Annotated in this window: 19 protein-coding genes; all 19 read left to right on the forward strand. The window is 49.4% G+C overall.

All coding sequences use genetic code 11. From position 1 onward, the window contains the following. The first annotated feature begins 30 nt into the window (after positions 1-30). Positions 31-489, forward strand: coding sequence for a hypothetical protein (locus QTI05_RS24075; RefSeq protein WP_286657937.1), 459 nt, complete (start codon positions 31-33; stop codon positions 487-489). Then, positions 470-1801 (forward strand): terminase large subunit domain-containing protein, encoded by a 1332-nt coding sequence (locus QTI05_RS24080; RefSeq protein ID WP_286657938.1) that lies wholly within the window; start codon positions 470-472, stop codon positions 1799-1801. The genes QTI05_RS24075 and QTI05_RS24080 overlap by 20 nt, the downstream gene beginning before the upstream one ends. A 37-nt stretch (positions 1802-1838) precedes the next feature. Continuing rightward, positions 1839-3353: a hypothetical protein gene (locus QTI05_RS24085; RefSeq protein WP_286657939.1), complete on the forward strand. Its 1515-nt coding sequence runs from the start codon at positions 1839-1841 to the stop codon at positions 3351-3353. A 38-nt stretch (positions 3354-3391) separates the two neighbouring features. Then, on the forward strand, positions 3392-3985 hold the full coding sequence (locus QTI05_RS24090) for a phage scaffolding protein (RefSeq protein ID WP_286657940.1): 594 nt from the start codon (positions 3392-3394) through the stop codon (positions 3983-3985). Between the two features lie 50 nt (positions 3986-4035). Next, positions 4036-4962 carry a N4-gp56 family major capsid protein gene (locus QTI05_RS24095; RefSeq protein WP_286657941.1) on the forward strand — a complete coding sequence of 309 codons (927 nt, stop codon included), beginning with the start codon at positions 4036-4038 and terminating at the stop codon, positions 4960-4962. An 86-nt stretch (positions 4963-5048) separates the two neighbouring features. Next, complete coding sequence (locus tag QTI05_RS24100) at positions 5049-5264, forward strand: FmdB family zinc ribbon protein (protein ID WP_286657942.1); 216 nt, start codon at positions 5049-5051, stop codon at positions 5262-5264. 23 nt (positions 5265-5287) lie between these two features. Further along, the gene (locus tag QTI05_RS24105) at positions 5288-5764 is read left to right on the forward strand and encodes a DnaT-like ssDNA-binding protein (protein ID WP_286657943.1); all 477 of its coding nucleotides are present in this window, start codon (positions 5288-5290) and stop codon (positions 5762-5764) included. After that, positions 5764-6087: a hypothetical protein gene (locus QTI05_RS24110; RefSeq protein WP_286657944.1), complete on the forward strand. Its 324-nt coding sequence runs from the start codon at positions 5764-5766 to the stop codon at positions 6085-6087. Before QTI05_RS24105 ends, QTI05_RS24110 begins: the two co-directional genes overlap by 1 nt. Positions 6088-6096: 9 nt before the next feature. Beyond that, the gene (locus tag QTI05_RS24115; RefSeq protein ID WP_286657945.1) at positions 6097-6510 is read left to right on the forward strand and encodes a phage tail terminator-like protein; all 414 of its coding nucleotides are present in this window, start codon (positions 6097-6099) and stop codon (positions 6508-6510) included. A 35-nt stretch (positions 6511-6545) separates the two neighbouring features. Continuing rightward, a complete protein-coding gene (locus QTI05_RS24120; RefSeq protein ID WP_286657946.1) occupies positions 6546-7451 on the forward strand; it encodes a phage tail tube protein in 906 nt (301 codons plus the stop codon). Beyond that, a complete protein-coding gene (locus QTI05_RS24125) occupies positions 7451-7729 on the forward strand; it encodes an HK97-gp10 family putative phage morphogenesis protein (RefSeq protein ID WP_286657947.1) in 279 nt (92 codons plus the stop codon). The genes QTI05_RS24120 and QTI05_RS24125 overlap by 1 nt, the downstream gene beginning before the upstream one ends. 9 nt (positions 7730-7738) lie before the next feature. Beyond that, the gene (locus QTI05_RS24130; protein ID WP_286657948.1) at positions 7739-8137 is read left to right on the forward strand and encodes a hypothetical protein; all 399 of its coding nucleotides are present in this window, start codon (positions 7739-7741) and stop codon (positions 8135-8137) included. A 62-nt stretch (positions 8138-8199) separates the two neighbouring features. Next, complete coding sequence (locus QTI05_RS24135; RefSeq protein WP_286657949.1) at positions 8200-8553, forward strand: phage tail assembly chaperone; 354 nt, start codon at positions 8200-8202, stop codon at positions 8551-8553. A 13-nt stretch (positions 8554-8566) separates the two neighbouring features. After that, a complete protein-coding gene (locus QTI05_RS24140) occupies positions 8567-10732 on the forward strand; it encodes a phage tail tape measure C-terminal domain-containing protein (protein WP_286657950.1) in 2166 nt (721 codons plus the stop codon). 30 nt (positions 10733-10762) lie between these two features. Next, the gene (locus tag QTI05_RS24145) at positions 10763-11107 is read left to right on the forward strand and encodes a phage tail protein (protein ID WP_286657951.1); all 345 of its coding nucleotides are present in this window, start codon (positions 10763-10765) and stop codon (positions 11105-11107) included. A gap of 3 nt (positions 11108-11110) precedes the next feature. Then, positions 11111-11653: a phage minor tail protein L gene (locus QTI05_RS24150; protein WP_286657952.1), complete on the forward strand. Its 543-nt coding sequence runs from the start codon at positions 11111-11113 to the stop codon at positions 11651-11653. Beyond that, positions 11653-12405: an NlpC/P60 family protein gene (locus QTI05_RS24155; RefSeq protein WP_286657953.1), complete on the forward strand. Its 753-nt coding sequence runs from the start codon at positions 11653-11655 to the stop codon at positions 12403-12405. Before QTI05_RS24150 ends, QTI05_RS24155 begins: the two co-directional genes overlap by 1 nt. Then, entirely contained in the window at positions 12402-13064 is a 663-nt protein-coding gene (locus QTI05_RS24160) for a tail assembly protein (RefSeq protein WP_286657954.1), read from the forward strand. The genes QTI05_RS24155 and QTI05_RS24160 overlap by 4 nt, the downstream gene beginning before the upstream one ends. A gap of 2 nt (positions 13065-13066) precedes the next feature. Continuing rightward, the gene (locus QTI05_RS24165) at positions 13067-17347 is read left to right on the forward strand and encodes a TipJ family phage tail tip protein (RefSeq protein ID WP_286657955.1); all 4281 of its coding nucleotides are present in this window, start codon (positions 13067-13069) and stop codon (positions 17345-17347) included. Positions 17348-17363 lie beyond the last annotated feature (16 nt).

The raw sequence follows: 17363 nt of genomic DNA on the forward strand, positions 1-17363 counted from the left end.
AATAATGAAAACTAGCAAGGAAGGGAGCTAATGACAATAAAACAATACGATCCGGCAAAAGGAAGCAATCAGCCGATTGGTTCAATCATCAAGCATTTTGCTTCGATTGGGTTATCGAAGGCTGGCATCGCAGCCAAGTGCGGAATGAGGTATTCAGACTTCCTCGAAAAGCTAAGTAACCCAAAGAACGCAGAGCTGATGATGATTTGGGAACTATCGCGCGCTGATTACGAAGCACTGCGCGTAGGGATAAGACACGAGATCCTTATCAACCCAACAGAAAACAGCGCACTACGCGCAAAGATTGCAGGCGATGACTTGAGAGTATTTGAAGAACACGCACCAGCAACACGCGCAGTTCGTTTGCAAGTTGAAGATGCACGAACAGTGCTTGAGTTTGAAGCGCTGAGCCAGCAAGAACAAGAAGAAATCGCACGAGGTCACCAAGATGATCAAGCGGACGTAGCTGATGACGAAAGTAATTCGTAAACGCATTCGACTACTTCCTTACCAAAACGAGTTCGTATCCGACATTACTACTCCGCACCTTGCACTTGTGTGCGGATTGGGAGCAGGAAAAACCAAAGCAGCGGTATATAAGACGCTTAACTTGCTACAAGAAAACCCGGGCTGCAACGGCATTGGCTGCGAACCAACAGGACCACAGCTTGCCATCTTCACGGAAGAAATGAATGCAACTTGTCGTGACCTCGGGTTGGTATACGGCAAGCACTACAAGTACATCGGAATGGGGGCAGGCCACCCGGCTTACTACACATTCGACTTTGGACACGGCCCACAAAAGCTATTACTTGTGTCTGCTATGAACTACAAGGCATCTCTTGTTGGTTTCAATGCTGCATTTGGGTTCGTTGATGAAATGGACACCATCGCAAACAAGGATGAGGGTATTGCGATCTGGAACGCACTGAATGACCGTCTGCGCGATCCGCACGCCAAGTTCATTCAGTCGTTTGTCACCAGCACCCCAGAAGGGCATCACATCATCGAGGCAATCTTTGCAGAAGAAGTGTCTGCTGACGGCTTCGTGACCAAGTGCAAGCCGAATCACAAGGTAATCCAGCGCAGCACGCTAGACAACATCTATCTCAAGCCTTCATATATCCGAGGCCAGTTAGCACGCTACACAGAGAACCAAGCAGCAGCGAAGATTTATGGACGCTTCGTAAACAGCTTTGGTCTGCGCGTGTATGACTGCTTCGAGCGCGCCCGGAACAGCACAACCAAAACTCTTGCTGACTTTCCAGCTAAGTCGGTTCTGCACATCGGGATGGACTTCAACGTTGACAACATGAGCGCAACTGTCGCTGTCATCAATCAAGGAAAGGTTTATGTCATCGACGAGATTACTGGTCTAGCAGGCACTGTCGCGATGATCTTAGAGATCAAGAAGCGTTATCCAAACCATGCAGGGCTAATTGACATTTATCCCGACGTGAATGTTCGCAAGCGATCTACAAGCGCCGACGATGTTTCACTAACAGATCGAAAGCGACTACGTGATGCAGGTTTCAATCTCCATCATAAGGGTAATAACCCCGGAATCAAAGATCGCGTGGATTCCGTCAACACACAGTTTTATAACGCTCTTGGCGAAGTGAACTGCTTTATAAACATCGATAAGTGCGAGCAGCTTGTAAAAGGCTTAGAACAGCAAGGATGGAAAAAGGGTAAGCCTGACAAAGACAGCGGCTTAGACCATTGTCTAGATGCTTTTGGCTACTTCATCTACTACCGCTATCCAGCCATTGAGAAGAGCACGATCGAAGTGGTCAGATGAGCTAAATAACACAAAGAATGATTAGGGAATAACAACAATGAACGGAACGAACAAAGATGCAGTTATCGCACTCGGCCGCACAGCTAAAGAATGGGTTGACATGCTTCACACTGACCGTGCTGTTGATGCTCAAAAGTCCCTTAACTATCTAGATGGACAACAAGAAAAGGAAATGAAGAAGGTACTTAGCGATCCTGCCCGCGGTAGAGCTAAGTGGGTAGAGAAAGGCCTGTCACCTCGTTTCCGCAACGTCACAAAGATGATCGTTGAAAAGTCCGGTCTGCTGTTTAAGGATGCACCTCCAGTTCTAGAAATCTTCAACAAGAATGCTACCGCGCCAAATAAGCAGCTTTCCGAGATTCTCGCAGAGTATCTGTCACAAGTAGAGTTTGGCGAGTTTTGCCACAACTTTGACGAAGTGCTGCGCTTACTCAAAACGGCAATCATTTTCGTTCAATGGGACCCGGAAGATAAGAACTGGTGCTTTGACATTCTGCACCGCGGTAACTGCGAAGTAGTAGTTAATTCCTTGAATCGCAAGGTCGAAGGAATGATACATAGCACGGGTAATAACTCGTACTGTATATGGTTGCCTGATCGTTGCATCAACTTGATTGCAAACGGCGAGCTAAGCGTGAGCGTATTAAGCGAAGAAGACAACCCGTTTGGAGTTGTACCTATTGCCGCTTTCTACGATACCAACTTGCCACGTACGGGCTTTTGGGTTGAGCAGGACAAGTCGCTAGTTAATTTAAATGAAATGCTTAACCTGCATATCACCGATTCAGAGTACTCGATCATGTGGTCGAAGATGAGCACATTGTTCACAAACGGCCACCCAACTGGAGCCGGAACAGCGAGCGAGAGCATCGAGGTCCGTGAAGTAGCGAACAGCCCATGCCCGCGCATAGTTCCAGCATCCGCACAGACCCCTAGTTATCTGGCTGGTCCTGGCAGTGCAATCGTGCTGCACACAGAAGGCGGCGAGCAACTCTACGCTGAGTACAAGAACCCAAATATCGAACTGAAGCCTCTCAACGAAGTCATGGACAGCTGGATCAAGGGCTACGCGGGCGACTGGTGTGTACGCATCGAGGTATCGGGCCAAGGACGCGCACAGAGCGGTTTCCAGCTTGTTGTCGAAGAGACAGACAACCTGGACCTACGCAAGCAGCGCCAACGCATGATGGAAAGCGGTTTTAAGCGCCTTTATCGCGTCCTAGCAAGCGTGTTCAACACATCGACAGGTTCAACAGTCTTCCCGACAGACGCGCAGCTATTTGCCGTCTTTGACGATCCTGTACTCCCAATCGACATTCAAGAGCAAGAAGTCGTCTGGGACATGCGTATCGCAGGAAAGCGTGGAACACAGGTCGATTACTTCATGACGCTGTACGGCATGTCGCGTGAAGAGGCAACAAAGAAGTTTGAGGAAGTAATCGCCTTCGAAAAGCAGTATGGCGATGCACTTGCTCCAAAGGTTGCTCCGACAGTCGTAAACAACACAGTCACTCCAGAAGCTAATCCAGCGAAAGATTCGACGGATAAATAAAAAGGTAATAGCTCGGATGAGCAAAAGGAATAACAAAAATGTCGGATGACAACCAAAATTTAGGTGCGGATGCACAGAAGCAAGATGACGATGGTAAGGAAGCAACCTTAACAGCAGCAGAAGTGCATGCTCTACAGGAAGAGTTAACCACAACCAGAGCAAATCTTGAGAACGCTCGCAAGGGTGAGAAGTTTCACAAGTCGGAAAGAGCAAAGTTGGAAGAACAACTGAAAGGCTTTGTCGGCGGGGAAGATTTCAAAACCAAGTATGAGGCGTTAACTACAGAGCACGAAGGATTGAAGACAACGGTTAAGAACCAGACCATAGATAGCGCGCTGAAAAGCAAGCTTGAAGAGGCAGGTGCTATTTCCGTCAACACAGTTCTAAAGCTTGTAGATAAGTCGAAGATTGCAGTAAACGATGGACAGGTGGATGCCAAGTCTATTGAAGACGTAATCAGTGAACTTAAAAAAACAGATGAAGTGTTATTCACTTCCGTAAAGACACCTGCTGTGAAGCGTCCGAATGAGTCGGAATCTCAAAGCAGCTTTAAAACTGAGATGGATGCAGCTAAAACAGAAGCTGAAGTCAAGGCAGTATTAAAGAAATTCGGAATGGGAAGCACAATTTAAATAATACATTCGCTTCAAGTATCCGCGAATAATAATAGGGAGGCATCATAATGCCATTTACAACAAATTTAACAGGCACAGCGCAAGTAGACGACAGCTTAACCACAGCATTTGAAAAGTTCGTTTGGATCGCATACGGCCAGAGCAACCAAACTGACCAACTTATTTCTAAGAAGGTCGAAATCAATGCTAAGAACATTCAGATGCCGAAGTATTCGCGCATGGCAACTGCGGTGACACCTCTAGTTGAAACTGATGACCTAACTTCAGTTGCTCTAGCTGACACAAAGGTTACCTTCACACCAGTTGAATACGGTAACGCAATCACAATCACTTCTTTAGCTTCGCTACAGACAGGTGGATTAGTTGATGCAGCAGCAGCTTCGTTGATCGGTACAAACTACGGTGAAACAATGGACCAAATTGCTATCAACGCAATGGACGCATCCACAAACACATACGTAATCGGTGCAACTGCAGAAGGTTCCGTTGCTGCTGGACAAGTAGCTTCTGGTGCGTTCTTGAACGTGTTCTACAACAAGCTAGCACGCGGCAACGTTCCGATGATTAACGGACGCTACGTAATGATGGCTCATGATGACGTTATTGCCGACCTACGCGCTGATACAGCAGTTGGTTCGTGGACAGACGTTGTTAAGTACACAGGCGCTCAAGAAGTGCTAGCAAATGAAGTTGGTATGTACAAGGGCTTTGCTGTTGTTCGCAACAACCGCTCTACATACGCTGACCAAACTGGTGGCGGCACTGTTGACTTGTATAGCAGCTATTTCCTAGGTGCTAACGCACTGGGCAAGGCAACCAGCAAGCCAGGTTCGATCATCCTAACTGGACCATTCGACAAGGCTAACCGCTTCTTCAACCTAGCATGGTATGAAGTTTCGCACACACAAATCTTGGACCAAACAGGTATCTGGGTTGGTAAGTGCGCTTCTAGCGTTGGCACAAACGCAGCTTAATAGTTTCACAACTATCGACAAGGGCCCTTCGGGGCCTTTTTTGTTGGCTATTCCCGAGGCATAAATAACTCAAAGGGAAGAGACCAATGAGAAAAATGTTTGAGTTTGAATGCGAGCAATGTAAGGCCTATCAAGAGTCGCTTGTGAAAGACGAAGGCGACTATCCGCAGTGCCCCGAAGGCCACGGCAAGATGCTAAAGCTTATCTCGCGTTCAACCTTCCACTTCGTTAATGGTGCGGGCACGGACATGGGCAAAGCCTACGCATTCAGAGATCGCCCGCTTTGGGGAGGTACTGACTAATGGCTGTGGTTCTAACAATCAACGTGAATACTTACGTGACTGCTGATGAGGCGGAAGCATATTTTGCTTCGTATCCGAACTCCGCATGGGATGGCGACACCGATACAAAGGCGCAAGCGCTTATCAATGCTACTCAATCCGTTGACGCATTGTATGGCGATGGATATCTAAGCGGCATCTATAACGAAACACAGGATCTACTGTTTCCTCGATTTCCGTTCTATGACCATCGCGGTCGATACATCACAGGTATTCCGACAAGCTTGAAGAATGCAGTGTGCGAACTTGCTGCATTGGGGCTGTCAGGCACAGACCTATTTCCCGTTTCATCCACAGATGCGAATGTCACTGAGCGCACTTCCAAAGTAGGGGAGTTGCAGGAAACAGTGAAGTGGAGCAAAGCACCTGACACAGCTTCATTTGAAGGCTTCCGCAAGGTTGATTTGTTGATCGCGCCATTGCTGTGCAAGAAGGGCGGCAACTGGAGCTTGAAGGCTTAATGGATTACAAGAAACTTCAAGCAGTAGCGACAAAGCTTATCAAAGGGTTTGGCAACTCGCAGTCTGCCACGATTGAATATAAAAACGAGACAAGCGGCAAAGCCAAAGTATCTTGCGTGATCGTCGCATCCGCAGATACAGACCGCAACGGCACAGCGGTTCACAACCAATCGAAAACTGCATATCTCATGGGCACTTTAAAGATTGCCCCAGAGACGAATGACGTTCTTATCGTTGGTAAGAAAACATTCACCATCACTGACGTTGAAGATATTACTCCTGATGGCATCACGACTTGTGCATACAAGCTGCAAGTTAGCTAAGGAGTAAAGATGGACATAACAACAATAAGAAGCCTTCTATTAACTCAGCTACGCACTGCCGCTGGCGAGATTGGAACCATCGTCGCAGAGAACGAGACATTCAACGCCAAGAACAGAGCGCATTGGAATCGCTTTACTTTCACACCTATCGAAACAAGCGTTGAAACAACGGGTGCAACACCTTGGACACGCATCGGCGGCTTCGCAACTATCTCGATCTTTGAACCAAAAGGTACTGGTGTTGACTCGCTGTATGCAAGAGCGGAAACAGTTAAGTCGTTGTTCAAAGCATCAACGGTGTTGGGCGCTGAGCCTGATTTTGTGCATGTAGAAAAGAGTTGGTCAGAAGGGACCATTGAAGAAGATGTTTGGACGCAAGTTCAAGTCTTAGTGCGTTGCTATGCGTTCGTGCAGGCTATCTAGCATAAATAAACAAGAATAATAAGGAGCCTATCACTATGGCAATTGCAAGTAATTCAAGAACTCAAATCTTAATCGTTCCCGAAGTAACTATGGGAACAACACCGGCTACGCCTACGATGGTAGAAACTCCGACCGTATCGTCCAGCCTAAATCTAACAAAGACGCTGATTAGCTCAGCTGCGGCAGTCGCAAGTCGCAGAAAAAAGTTTTCTCGCCATGGCAACACAGCAGTTTCTGGTGACATTGCAGGTGAACTTTCTTTCGGTCAGTTTGACCCCTTGATTGAGTCTGTAATGTGTAGCCCATTCACTGCTGACATTGCACGAATCGGAACTACAAAGAAGTCTCTGTCTATCCAGATCGGCTCGCTTGATGTTTCACAGTATCAATTATTTAAAGGCTGTGTTGTCAACACAATGTCCGTAGAAGTTGCTCAAGACGCGATTATCGGCCTTAGCTTCGGCATTATTGGTATGACCCAAACAACATCAACAACAACAGCAGCAACTACGGTCACTCCAGCGCTTTCGTCGGAGCCGATGGTTCATAAGGAAGGCACCATCAGCATCGACGGCACAATGTCCGCAATAGTCACATCGTTCAACTTGGTTGTAGATAACGGCTATCAAGCTATATACGCAATCGGCAGTAGCAATGCAGTTGACATCCCCTACGGAAGTGCAACGGTTTCCGGTAACATGACTCTATATTTCGAAGACGTGATTGCTTATAACCGTTTCCTAAACGAAACGCAGGTTGCAGTTACTCTAGTCACTCTCGATCCAGCAGGCAACAAGTACACGTGGTTGATGCCTAACGTGCAGTTCAATACTGGTGCTATGTCTACAGGTGGAAATGGCCCTCGCACTATCACAATGTCATTCGAAGCATTGGATGAAGCAACACACGGACCGCTTGAAATCACTCGCGATCCAGCTTAATGAGCCGAGAGTTTGGCCGTGCTGTTGCTGAATTAATGGGCAAGGTAGGGCAGGAGATGGTATCGCGCATGGCGCGTAGAACTCCTGTTCGTACTGGTGCCGCTCAGCAAGGCTGGAAACTCACCAACGTAAGCAAAGACGGATTCGAGATCGAAAACGATGTTGAGTACGTAACCCATTTAGAAAACGGCACTGTTCACATGAAGCCTCATCACATGGTCAGATCGACTATGGAAGAAGCTCAACAGATTGTAGATCAGTGCGTTAGAAAACTATAAGAGACAAACATGGCAAAAATTACATCCCTAAAGGACATGCGTCCAAAGACAAAGACCTTTCAGTTGCACAGCGCACTAGACAAAGATGATTTGCTAACTGATGCAAACGACCAACCTATTATGATTGAAATCGTTGGATACGATTCAGCAGTCTTTCGTGACGCAGCTATCGAATCAGCACGCACTGAGCTAAACAGCGAAGTCAAAGATACTGTTGATCCTATGTTCCGTGCAGAAAAGAACTTGCGCCTTGCAGCAGCTTGCATCGTAGGTTGGACCGCACCGGAAGTATTAGGTGAGTATTCCAAAGAACGTGCATTAGAAATCTGCCTAGATGGCGACCTAAAGTACATCGTCGAACAGATTCAAGAAGCAATCAGCGATAGAAAGAGTTTTTTCGCAAACTGACAGATGACCTGTGCAACTGGACTCGACACGAAGTTGCACTAGATTTCCCAGACAATCAAGGTATGTCTGTCAGAAAGCATTTAACAGCCGTTTCCAGGCAGTCGAAGCAATCCCTTGGTGACTTGATTGCACAGCAGTGCGATCCTTCTGTAGACGCTCGTCACAGATTACCCCAATCAGCTAAATATCCAGAAGCCTTGCAGTATCTCAATGAGATATTTTATGCGCTACATGGGACACGCCAGCGAGACATGAACGGCTATCCGCAGCGTTTGATGTTCTCAGAAATTAAAGCCTATGTAGAACTGTTCGAACTTCATCTCGAACATTGGGAGCTTGAAGTTATCACTCGCGTTGATGAGGCGTGGACTTCGCAGAATATTATTGAACGCAATCGCCGTGCTAACGACGAGTAAGGGAAGGGGATAGATGAGCCAAATAGAAACGTTTGCAAAATTAAAAGTAGAAGCGGATACCTCTGACCTACAAAGGGCTAACAATGAAATCGATAAAACCAAGAAGAATGTCGATGATCTCGGAAGCTCTGCAAAGAAAAGTTCAGGTGACTTTAGTTCGTTTGGAGCAGCGGCTGAATCGGCAGGTAGTGGTGTCAGTGGAATGGCACTTGCTGCGGGTGCCGCAGTTGTTGCTATTGGTGCTGTTGTTGCTGTTGCTTCTGCGGCAGCTGGAATCTTCGCAGACCTAGCGAAAGAGGCAATCAACGCTGGCGACGAGATGAACGACTTCTCGAAGCAAACCAACATCGCAACTGAACGTCTGTCCCTGCTCAAGGCTGCATACGCGACCACAGGCGCGGACTTGAAGGAAGTCATTGCCAACTCTGAAACGCTGTCCGCAAAGCTGGCTAAGCAGGATGAGCAGACCGGCAAGGTCATCAACGCCATCGACAAGCTCGGCGTATCCACTAAGGACGCCAACGGTGTCCAGAAATCCTCGTTGCAACTTCAAGAAGACATAGTTGTTGCGGCTGACCAGATGAAGGACAAGCAGGAGGGTGCTGCGCTGGCTGTCACTGCCCTTGGCACAGCGTATTACAAGCTTCGTGGCCCGATCCTCGACGTGAAGGAGTCACAGGGCGAGTTGTACGACTTGATGGCGAAGACAGGCGGCTTGATGAGTGGTGAGTTTGCCAAGGCATCTGACAACCTCAACGACAAGCTGACCAACCTCAAGACTGTTTTTGGCGGCATTGGACAGACCATCGCTTCGGTTGCTTTGCCGGCATTGACTGCGGTTGCTGAGAAGGTTCTGAGCGTCGCTACAGCGGTTGCCCAAGCCATCGCACGCATCACCGGGATGAATCCAGCTACCGACAAGGTGAACGGTGCCCTTGGTGATCTGAACAAGCAGAAGTCCGACGCTGAGGCAACGATTGCGAAGCTGGAAGCCAGCGAGTACGGCAAGTCAGCAGCAGGCGCAAAAGCCTTGCAGCAGCAGAAAGAGCGCTTAGCAGTGCTACAGGACCAGGTTCGTGAAATGAACCGCTACAAGACGGCTACAGACGCCGCTGCTGAGTCAGACAAGAAGGCTGCGCTGAGTGGTGTTGCTGGCGAAGGTAACTCAACCGTTTCTGTCAAAGATCCCAAGGGCACGAAAGACAAGAAGGCGAAGGAAGACAAGGACGAGTTGGGCGACTTTGCGCGTCGTGAGCTTGAGAGGCAGCGCAAGCGCGATCAGCATGCTGAAGAAGCTGCGCACAAAGAAGATCAGAAAGGATTAGACGACTGGTTCAAGGGGTACGAGCGCAAGGACAAAATGATGACGCGCCAAGCTGACCAGATGAAGGCGTACATCGACCAGAACTACGAGGTGCAGAAGCAGATCGAGACCGTGAACAAGCTTCAAGAGGAAGGCTACTTGACCGCAGAGGAAGCGATCAAGGCACGTTCCAAGTTGAACGACGAACTCATTGATTCGTCCGAGACATTCGCAGCAGGTTGGAACAATGCGTTCAAGGCATTCAGCAAGGATGCCACCGACAGCGCGAAGCTGGGTGGGGATGCTTTCAAGTCGATGGCCAACACCGTTGAAGGTGCACTCGACAAGTTCATTGAGACCGGCAAGTTCAGCTTCTCCGACTTTGCTCGTTCCATCATTGTTGATATCGGCAAGATCGCTGCGAAGCAAGCTGCATCCGGAATCATGGGCTTGCTCGGTGGCGGCTCCAGTGGTGGCAGTGGCATTTGGGGCAGCATCATCAGCGGCATCACTGGCGCATTCAGTGGTGGTGGAGCAGGGCTTGGCGGACTGGATGCAAGCACTGTGTATGGCGCAGGCTCAGGATGGGCATCTGCTCGCGCACTGGGTGGACCGATGGGCATCGATCAACCAACGCTTGTTGGCGAACACGGACCTGAAATCATCAAGGCTCGTACACCTTCCACGATTGTTCCGAACAACGCGCTTGGTGGTACCACTCAGCAAAACAATATCAGCATCAACGTTACTGGATCGAAAGACCCGGAAGAGACTGCACGCCTAACAAGTATCGAACTGCAGAAGATTATGAAAGGCATCGCAAAGCAAGAAATCAAGGACGCCACACGTAGCGGGAATATATTGAATCGGAGGTAAGGGAATAAATAAGCTGGAGGGACATTCAACATGCCATCAGCTTTACCACTTACAGATCGAATCTCGCAGTCTTCATCGAAGAAGCGCACCAACAGAGTTATCCGTTGCCAGTTTGGCGATGGCTACGAACAAGTCAGGCCAGACGGTATCAACAACTTAGTTGATACATGGGAGCTTGGCTTCGAGTCCTTGAACAGCACTGATCGCGGTACGTTGCAAACCTTCCTCGATGCTATTGGCGCTTGGGACTATTTCACTTGGACTCCACCGGGTGAAGCTTCTTCCAAGAAATTCAAGGTAGTGGATGGTTATCAGGAACAGCCACAGTCCGGAAGTCTCTATTCAATCACATTCACTGCTAAGCAGTTCTTCTAAGCCATGACTATTCCATATGATGAGCTTAGAAAGCTTTCCCAAGATTCCTCACTTATCGAACTGTTTATTGTCGATTGCACTGTGTTGGGTGGAACGATCTATCGTTTCTGCAACGAAGCAGGACTTGATGGAGCTTCAGTCAGCCTAGCTGGCGCAGTCTTCTATCAGCTGCCGATTGTGATGCAAGGTTGGGGTATTAACTCAACGGGTGCTCCGCAAAAGCCTACAGTCACCGTATCCAATATTTCCAAAGAACTACTTTCGAATGTAGTGAACATGGGAGACATTGTTGGTGCAAAGATCAGTCGAATAAAGATATTTGCCAAGAATCTAGACGGCGGTAGTTCTCCAGATTCAACTCGCATCATCGGCCCTGAGATTTACCTTATCGATCAGAAGGTATCGCACACAAATAAGATGATTACTTGGAATCTGTCTGTACCGTATGACAGGCCGGGTACAAAGTTACCTATCAGACAAGCATTGAAAGACCCAACAAGCAACAGCACTGGCTTTCCTGCTCTATCACGCAGACGAATCCAGTAATGCACATCGAACAGAAAGCACTAGAAGACTTTCACGCACATGTTTTAGCCGAGTACCCGAAAGAGGCATGCGGCTTGATCGTGTCAGGCGCCTTTGTGCCATGCGTCAACGCAGCTGAAACCCCACTCACAGACTTCCGTATTGCTGCGCATGAAGTTGTCCTGGCTACAGCGAAGGGCGGGGTGATTGAAGCAGTTCTGCACTCTCACCCCTACGACATGACCGTACGTCAGCTGTACCCGGCTGAATGGCCGTCCACAAAGGACATGACAAGCTGGCTCAACAACCCAACAGTTCCTTGGGGCATCGCCAAGACAGAAGGTGAAAACGTCAGCAGCCTTGTGTGGCTCGAAGACGAACCAAACACACCCGTTCTAGGAAGGCAGTTTGTACACGGCATACACGACTGCTACAGCGTTATTCGGGATTGGTACTGGCAAGAGCACCAGATCAAGCTAAAGAACTTTGCTAGGGGTTGGGGTTGGTGGGAAACAAATGCCAATCTCTACGAAGAAAACTTCAAGCTTGCAGGCTTCCACGAAGTAAGGCTTGAAGACATTCAGATCGGTGACGTACTCATGATGAAGTATGGGGCGAGAGTTATCAATCATGCCGCTGTTGTTACCGGCAACAACCAAATAACCCATCATATGTTCCACAAACTGAGCTGCACAGATCAGGTAAGTAGTTGGCACAGGATGATTATCAAAGTAGTGCGCTACACAGATGGATTGGGAGACAAACAAGAATGAAGACAATTCATTTCTACGACAAAGTAAAAGAGCTAGCAGGGGTAGACGAGCATCCTTTCGAGGTAAACAGTCCGCTTGAGCTAATAAACGCACTTACAAGCCAGATCAAAGGCTTTCGAGAACTGGTAAGAGACAACGAGCTAATCATTCTTTCTACCAACGAAGACAAGAGCGAGTACGAATACGTATCGTTAGAGAATTTTCAGTTGAAGCTGGGCAAGCTTGAGCACGTTCATGTTATGTCTGTTGTCGAAGGCTCTGGTATTGAAACCGCCATTGCTGCTTTGGGCTACGGTGCGTTCGCTACTGCTGTTATCACCATCGCAGTAAACATCGCCATTTCATTCGTTGTATCAGCGATTGTTAAATCGTTGGCGCCATCGCCTGACACAAGCGAAGGTACGGCAGAAGCTGCAAGTCGTCCATCCTTTATATATAACGGCGCAAAGCTTGTTTATGAGCAAGGTTACGCAATTCCTTTGATCTACGGCATTCACATGTCGGGCGGCATTGTTATCTATACCGACCTTGTAATTGAAGACATTCCGTATGTACCGGCAGAGATTGCAATGCCAACCTACGTTACTGACCCAGCAGCTGGGGGACGAGGCGAACTAGTAGGGCGCGTGGATTATCAGTTTGGTGGAGGCGGACCATAATAATGAAAACAATTAAAATAGAAACAACAAGAGATATCCTGCACTTTCCTAAAGAGCCAGTTCGTGTTGAAGATCCAAATGCAAAGTTTAATCCTGCATTTGTCAGTTCCCCAGAGCTAGAAGTTAATCTCTGGGATACGACGAAGGACATTACCGGCTCGAAGAAGGGCGGTGGTGGAGGCGGGAGCAAGCCAGAGTTGCCAAACACTCTTGCATCTCGTGCGATCTTGAAGATTTTGATCTTGACTTCGGAAGGTCCGATTCAAGGTCTACCGGGTGGCCCACAAGCCATCTACATCAACGACACGCCTCTCCAGAACGCTGACGGTTCGTGGAACTTCCAGCACTGTGCGTATGACTACCGCGTTGGCTATCCAGACCAAGCAAAGGTCGATGGCTACATGGAAGCTGCGTCGCTCGTTGACGTAAACGCAACGCTGGTCAAGGCAACACCTGTCATCCGTGAAGTCTCATCCGAAGATATTGATGCCGTCAAAGTCATCGTCACATTGCCTACAGGTCTTGTGTATCAATGGCAGGGCCAGTTGTGGCCGACATGGGCTCACATCACCATCGACCGCAAGCTCAGCACAGGCGGCACATGGGAACAGGTCGTCTCGCAAGTCATCAACGGAAAGACTGACTCTGCAACGCAGAAGGAGTTTCGCGTTCCGCGCCCAGCTGGCACAGGCAAGTGGCAGTACCGCGTCACACGTATCACGGACGACAGCACCACAAGCGGCCTGAGAAACGACACCTCGGTAGCTGCGCACGTCGAGTATTCGAACATCGACAACAACTACCCGAACTGTGCATACGTTGCGCTCGCAATCGATGCCGAGGCAGTAGGTGGACAGATCCCCAACGTAGCGATCTTGACCAAGGGCTTAACCGTCCGCGTTCCGACGAACTACAACCCGGATTTAGGCACATACAGCGGCATGTATTGGGACGGCACGTGGAAGAACGCATGGACCGACAACCCTGCTTGGATCACTTATGACTTGCTGACAAACACACGATACGGCATGGGGGCGCGCGGCATCACAGATGACATGGTGGACCGCTTCTCGTTCTACGACGCTGGTGTTTACAACGATGGATACGTGCCCGATGGATACGGCGGTACAGAACGGCGCTTCACCTTCAACTATCCCGTAGCTGCGCGTGAAGATGCGTGGACGCACTTGACGGCGATTGCGGGGTCTATGCACGCAACGTTGATTCAGTCCCGCGGCCAAATTCGCTTGAGCCAGGATCGTCCATCCAGTCCGTACATGCTCATCACAAAGGCAAACGTCTTTTGTGGTGAAGACGGAAGCGAAGCGCCATTCACATACAAGGGCACGGCGCTTGATGAAAGACCAACCTCTTTCAACGTCACATACGCTGATCGAACCGACCGTAACCTTCCACGCATCGTCACTGTCTACGACGAAGACTTGATCGATCAGTATGGATTGACCATCTCGGAAATCTCAGCCTTCGGAGCTACTACGGCTGGGCAAGCGTTGAGACACGGCAAGTGGGCGCTAGACACATCGCATCACCAAACTGAAATTGCTCAGTGGCGCATGGGCATGAACGGCGCAGATTTGGAGCCTGGTCACATCGTTGAAATCTGGGACGAGGACTACACAGACGAAGCGGGAGCAGGGCGCATTATTTCGTCTACGGTCGACACCGTGACGCTAGACCGTCCGTGTGCCATCACTGACAACGCAACGATTCAGATCATCTACGCAGATGGCAAGACCATCACGACAAAGACCATCACGAATCCAGCTGGCACATACACCACGCTGACAATCGACACGATGTTCACGCAGACGGTGCTTCCGGGTGCCGACTACATCATCTCTGCGACAGTTTCGCCAAGACAGTTTCGTATTACCAGCGTGCTAGCTGAAGAAGACTTGTTGAGCATCGAGGCCATCTTTCATGATCCGAACAAGTTCGCGCGCATCGAACTTGGCATTGAAGTTCCTTCACCGATATTCAGTGACTCAGAACCTTCCATCTGCAACGCACCATCGGGTCTGACAGTTCGTGAGTCAATCGTTTCGGACAACAACCAGATAAACCGCCAGTTGCTTGTTTCATGGCTTCCACCATCACAGGGCAAGGTGTCGTCGTACACAGTCTCTTGGAGACGAGAAAACGAAGACTGGAACGGTGCTGTAAGTCGCGCAACTGGCTACACGATCAACGGGGCAACACCGGGCAACTATGAAATTGCTGTCTCTGCAAAATCCGTGTTTGGCATTCCGGGTCCAAGCGCAACGATCTTCTACAACATCGACACTACCGGCTCGATCTCATCGACGCTGAATCCAGTTGTTGAGTTGAAGGTTGCCGACAACGGCAGCACTACAGAGTTTCCGGGACGTGATCTAAACATCTCATTCCGAAATCCAGCGTCGAACGCGAACGTGCCGGGTACGTTGGTACGCGACTTCCAAGTCACCATCGTCGACCCAGACACCGACCTTGCCATCCGTGCGTTCTACGTTGCTGGTGTTCCAGCTGGCGTGCTGCAAAGCTTCACGTACACCTACAGCGACAACTTGGCAGATGGTGGGCCGAAGAGAAACTTGACCGTTTCAGTCCGCTGCCGTGACACCTCCAACAACCTCAGTTCTGCTGCTGAAATCACCGTAGAAAATCCACCTCCAGCATTCGTTGCGGACTTCGATGCAACTAGCGGGATTGGGCAGATTTACATCACCCATACACGTCCGACTGACAGTGACTATGTTGGTGTCCTGATCTGGCGCGGCACGTCTGCAGGCTTCACCCCTAGCAGCGCAAATCTGTTGTTCCAAGGCGATGCAACGTTCTTCACGGACACATCGAACTTGTCGGCTGGAACGACCTTTTATTACAAGATCGCAGCCTACGATGACTTCGGATTCGAGAGCGACTTCAGCGACTTGAACATCTCAGCAGCGCAATCTGCACAGGCAATCGCTTACCCAGGTGTTCCGGGTGGCACTTCGTTCCCTACGACGCCAGCACCGGCAGCGGGCGATTCGTTCTACCGCACTGACCTTGGCATCTTGTTCTTCTACAGCGGTACAGCTTGGGAGCAGGTTGGCATCGAGTCGGGCACAACCCTTCCAACTACAGGCAACTTTGAGGATCGTCAGTTCATCCTCACACCGGGCCAGAACCTGTACATCTATCACACGGTAGGTGGATGGACGCCAATCACACCAGCCAACGGCACCATCACGACAGGGATGATCGTTGCAGGCGCAATCACCACAGGAAAGATTGCCACTGGCGCTGTGACTGCGAACGAGATTGCGGCGAGCACCATCACTAGCGGCAAGATCGCAGCGAACACCATCGTCACTGCTAACTTGGCCACCGGCATCATCACAACTGCTGAACTTGCAGCTGGCGCAGTAACTGCGGCAAAGATTGCAGCGAACACCATTACAGCGAATGAGATTCAAGCAGGGGCTATTACGACGGCTACTCTAGCGGCTGGTGCAGTTACGGCAGGCAAGATCAACGTTACCAAGTTGAACGCGATCACAGCGAATATGGGTAACTTGACTGCTGGACAGATCGACATTGCTTCCGATGAAAACGGCGCAGGGTGGGGTTATATCCGCAATTCTGGAAAGTGGTATCGAGACAATCAGAATGGTTGGGTCTTTGGTCGCCATCCAAACGGTGACTCACTTATGTCTATTGAGTGTGGCGCATCTAAGATGTGGGCATATTCAAGCGGTGACTTTGGTATCCAAGCACCCGGCATCTTGATGACAAATGGTGGACTGACAATCAACCAATTGGATGTAATCGGTACGGCAAACATTCGTGACGCAAATATCGGAACACTCAAGTTGGCGAGCGGTGCATCTACAACAGCTTCCGGCAACTATAGAGACGGACGACAATTTGCTTTGGGTTGGAACACATATGCTGAATGTGGTATCTATGTTCCATACGGCGGCACGCTAATTATCTTTATGTCAGCGCAGGTGCAAGGCCCATGGATTGTTCAAAATGGTGGCGGAGAAGGCGATTACACTTGGACAACTATTTCGCCTACATACTCGCGTATTCTAATTAACGGCGGCGTCCATGTGCAGTATGAAGATATTGCAGGCAGTGCAAAGATCGGACAGCGCACTCAATGGTGTTCCAACTATGCAGTAGGGGTGGGTGGTGGCTATTTCACTTGCTCCTTGCAGTTCTATTTCGATCAAACTTGGAATACCCCTGGCACGTATAAAACTTCGATTGTTGCCTTCGCATCTACCAGATAAGTATAGGTAGATGAGG

Origin of the sequence: Variovorax fucosicus (assembly GCF_030316825.1) — a bacterium.
GTDB lineage: Bacteria > Pseudomonadota > Gammaproteobacteria > Burkholderiales > Burkholderiaceae_C > Variovorax > Variovorax fucosicus.

Coding starts and splice junctions, on each gene's coding strand:
- QTI05_RS24080 (WP_286657938.1), top strand. CDS start 470: ATGACGAAAGTAATTCGTAAACGCATTCGACTACTTCCTTACCAAAAC.
- QTI05_RS24125 (WP_286657947.1), top strand. CDS start 7,451: ATGAGCCGAGAGTTTGGCCGTGCTGTTGCTGAATTAATGGGCAAGGTA.
- QTI05_RS24130 (WP_286657948.1), top strand. CDS start 7,739: ATGGCAAAAATTACATCCCTAAAGGACATGCGTCCAAAGACAAAGACC.
- QTI05_RS24140 (WP_286657950.1), top strand. CDS start 8,567: ATGAGCCAAATAGAAACGTTTGCAAAATTAAAAGTAGAAGCGGATACC.
- QTI05_RS24155 (WP_286657953.1), top strand. CDS start 11,653: ATGCACATCGAACAGAAAGCACTAGAAGACTTTCACGCACATGTTTTA.
- QTI05_RS24110 (WP_286657944.1), top strand. CDS start 5,764: ATGGATTACAAGAAACTTCAAGCAGTAGCGACAAAGCTTATCAAAGGG.
- QTI05_RS24115 (WP_286657945.1), top strand. CDS start 6,097: ATGGACATAACAACAATAAGAAGCCTTCTATTAACTCAGCTACGCACT.
- QTI05_RS24090 (WP_286657940.1), top strand. CDS start 3,392: ATGTCGGATGACAACCAAAATTTAGGTGCGGATGCACAGAAGCAAGAT.
- QTI05_RS24100 (WP_286657942.1), top strand. CDS start 5,049: ATGAGAAAAATGTTTGAGTTTGAATGCGAGCAATGTAAGGCCTATCAA.
- QTI05_RS24135 (WP_286657949.1), top strand. CDS start 8,200: ATGTCTGTCAGAAAGCATTTAACAGCCGTTTCCAGGCAGTCGAAGCAA.
- QTI05_RS24165 (WP_286657955.1), top strand. CDS start 13,067: ATGAAAACAATTAAAATAGAAACAACAAGAGATATCCTGCACTTTCCT.
- QTI05_RS24095 (WP_286657941.1), top strand. CDS start 4,036: ATGCCATTTACAACAAATTTAACAGGCACAGCGCAAGTAGACGACAGC.
- QTI05_RS24150 (WP_286657952.1), top strand. CDS start 11,111: ATGACTATTCCATATGATGAGCTTAGAAAGCTTTCCCAAGATTCCTCA.
- QTI05_RS24160 (WP_286657954.1), top strand. CDS start 12,402: ATGAAGACAATTCATTTCTACGACAAAGTAAAAGAGCTAGCAGGGGTA.
- QTI05_RS24085 (WP_286657939.1), top strand. CDS start 1,839: ATGAACGGAACGAACAAAGATGCAGTTATCGCACTCGGCCGCACAGCT.
- QTI05_RS24145 (WP_286657951.1), top strand. CDS start 10,763: ATGCCATCAGCTTTACCACTTACAGATCGAATCTCGCAGTCTTCATCG.
- QTI05_RS24075 (WP_286657937.1), top strand. CDS start 31: ATGACAATAAAACAATACGATCCGGCAAAAGGAAGCAATCAGCCGATT.
- QTI05_RS24120 (WP_286657946.1), top strand. CDS start 6,546: ATGGCAATTGCAAGTAATTCAAGAACTCAAATCTTAATCGTTCCCGAA.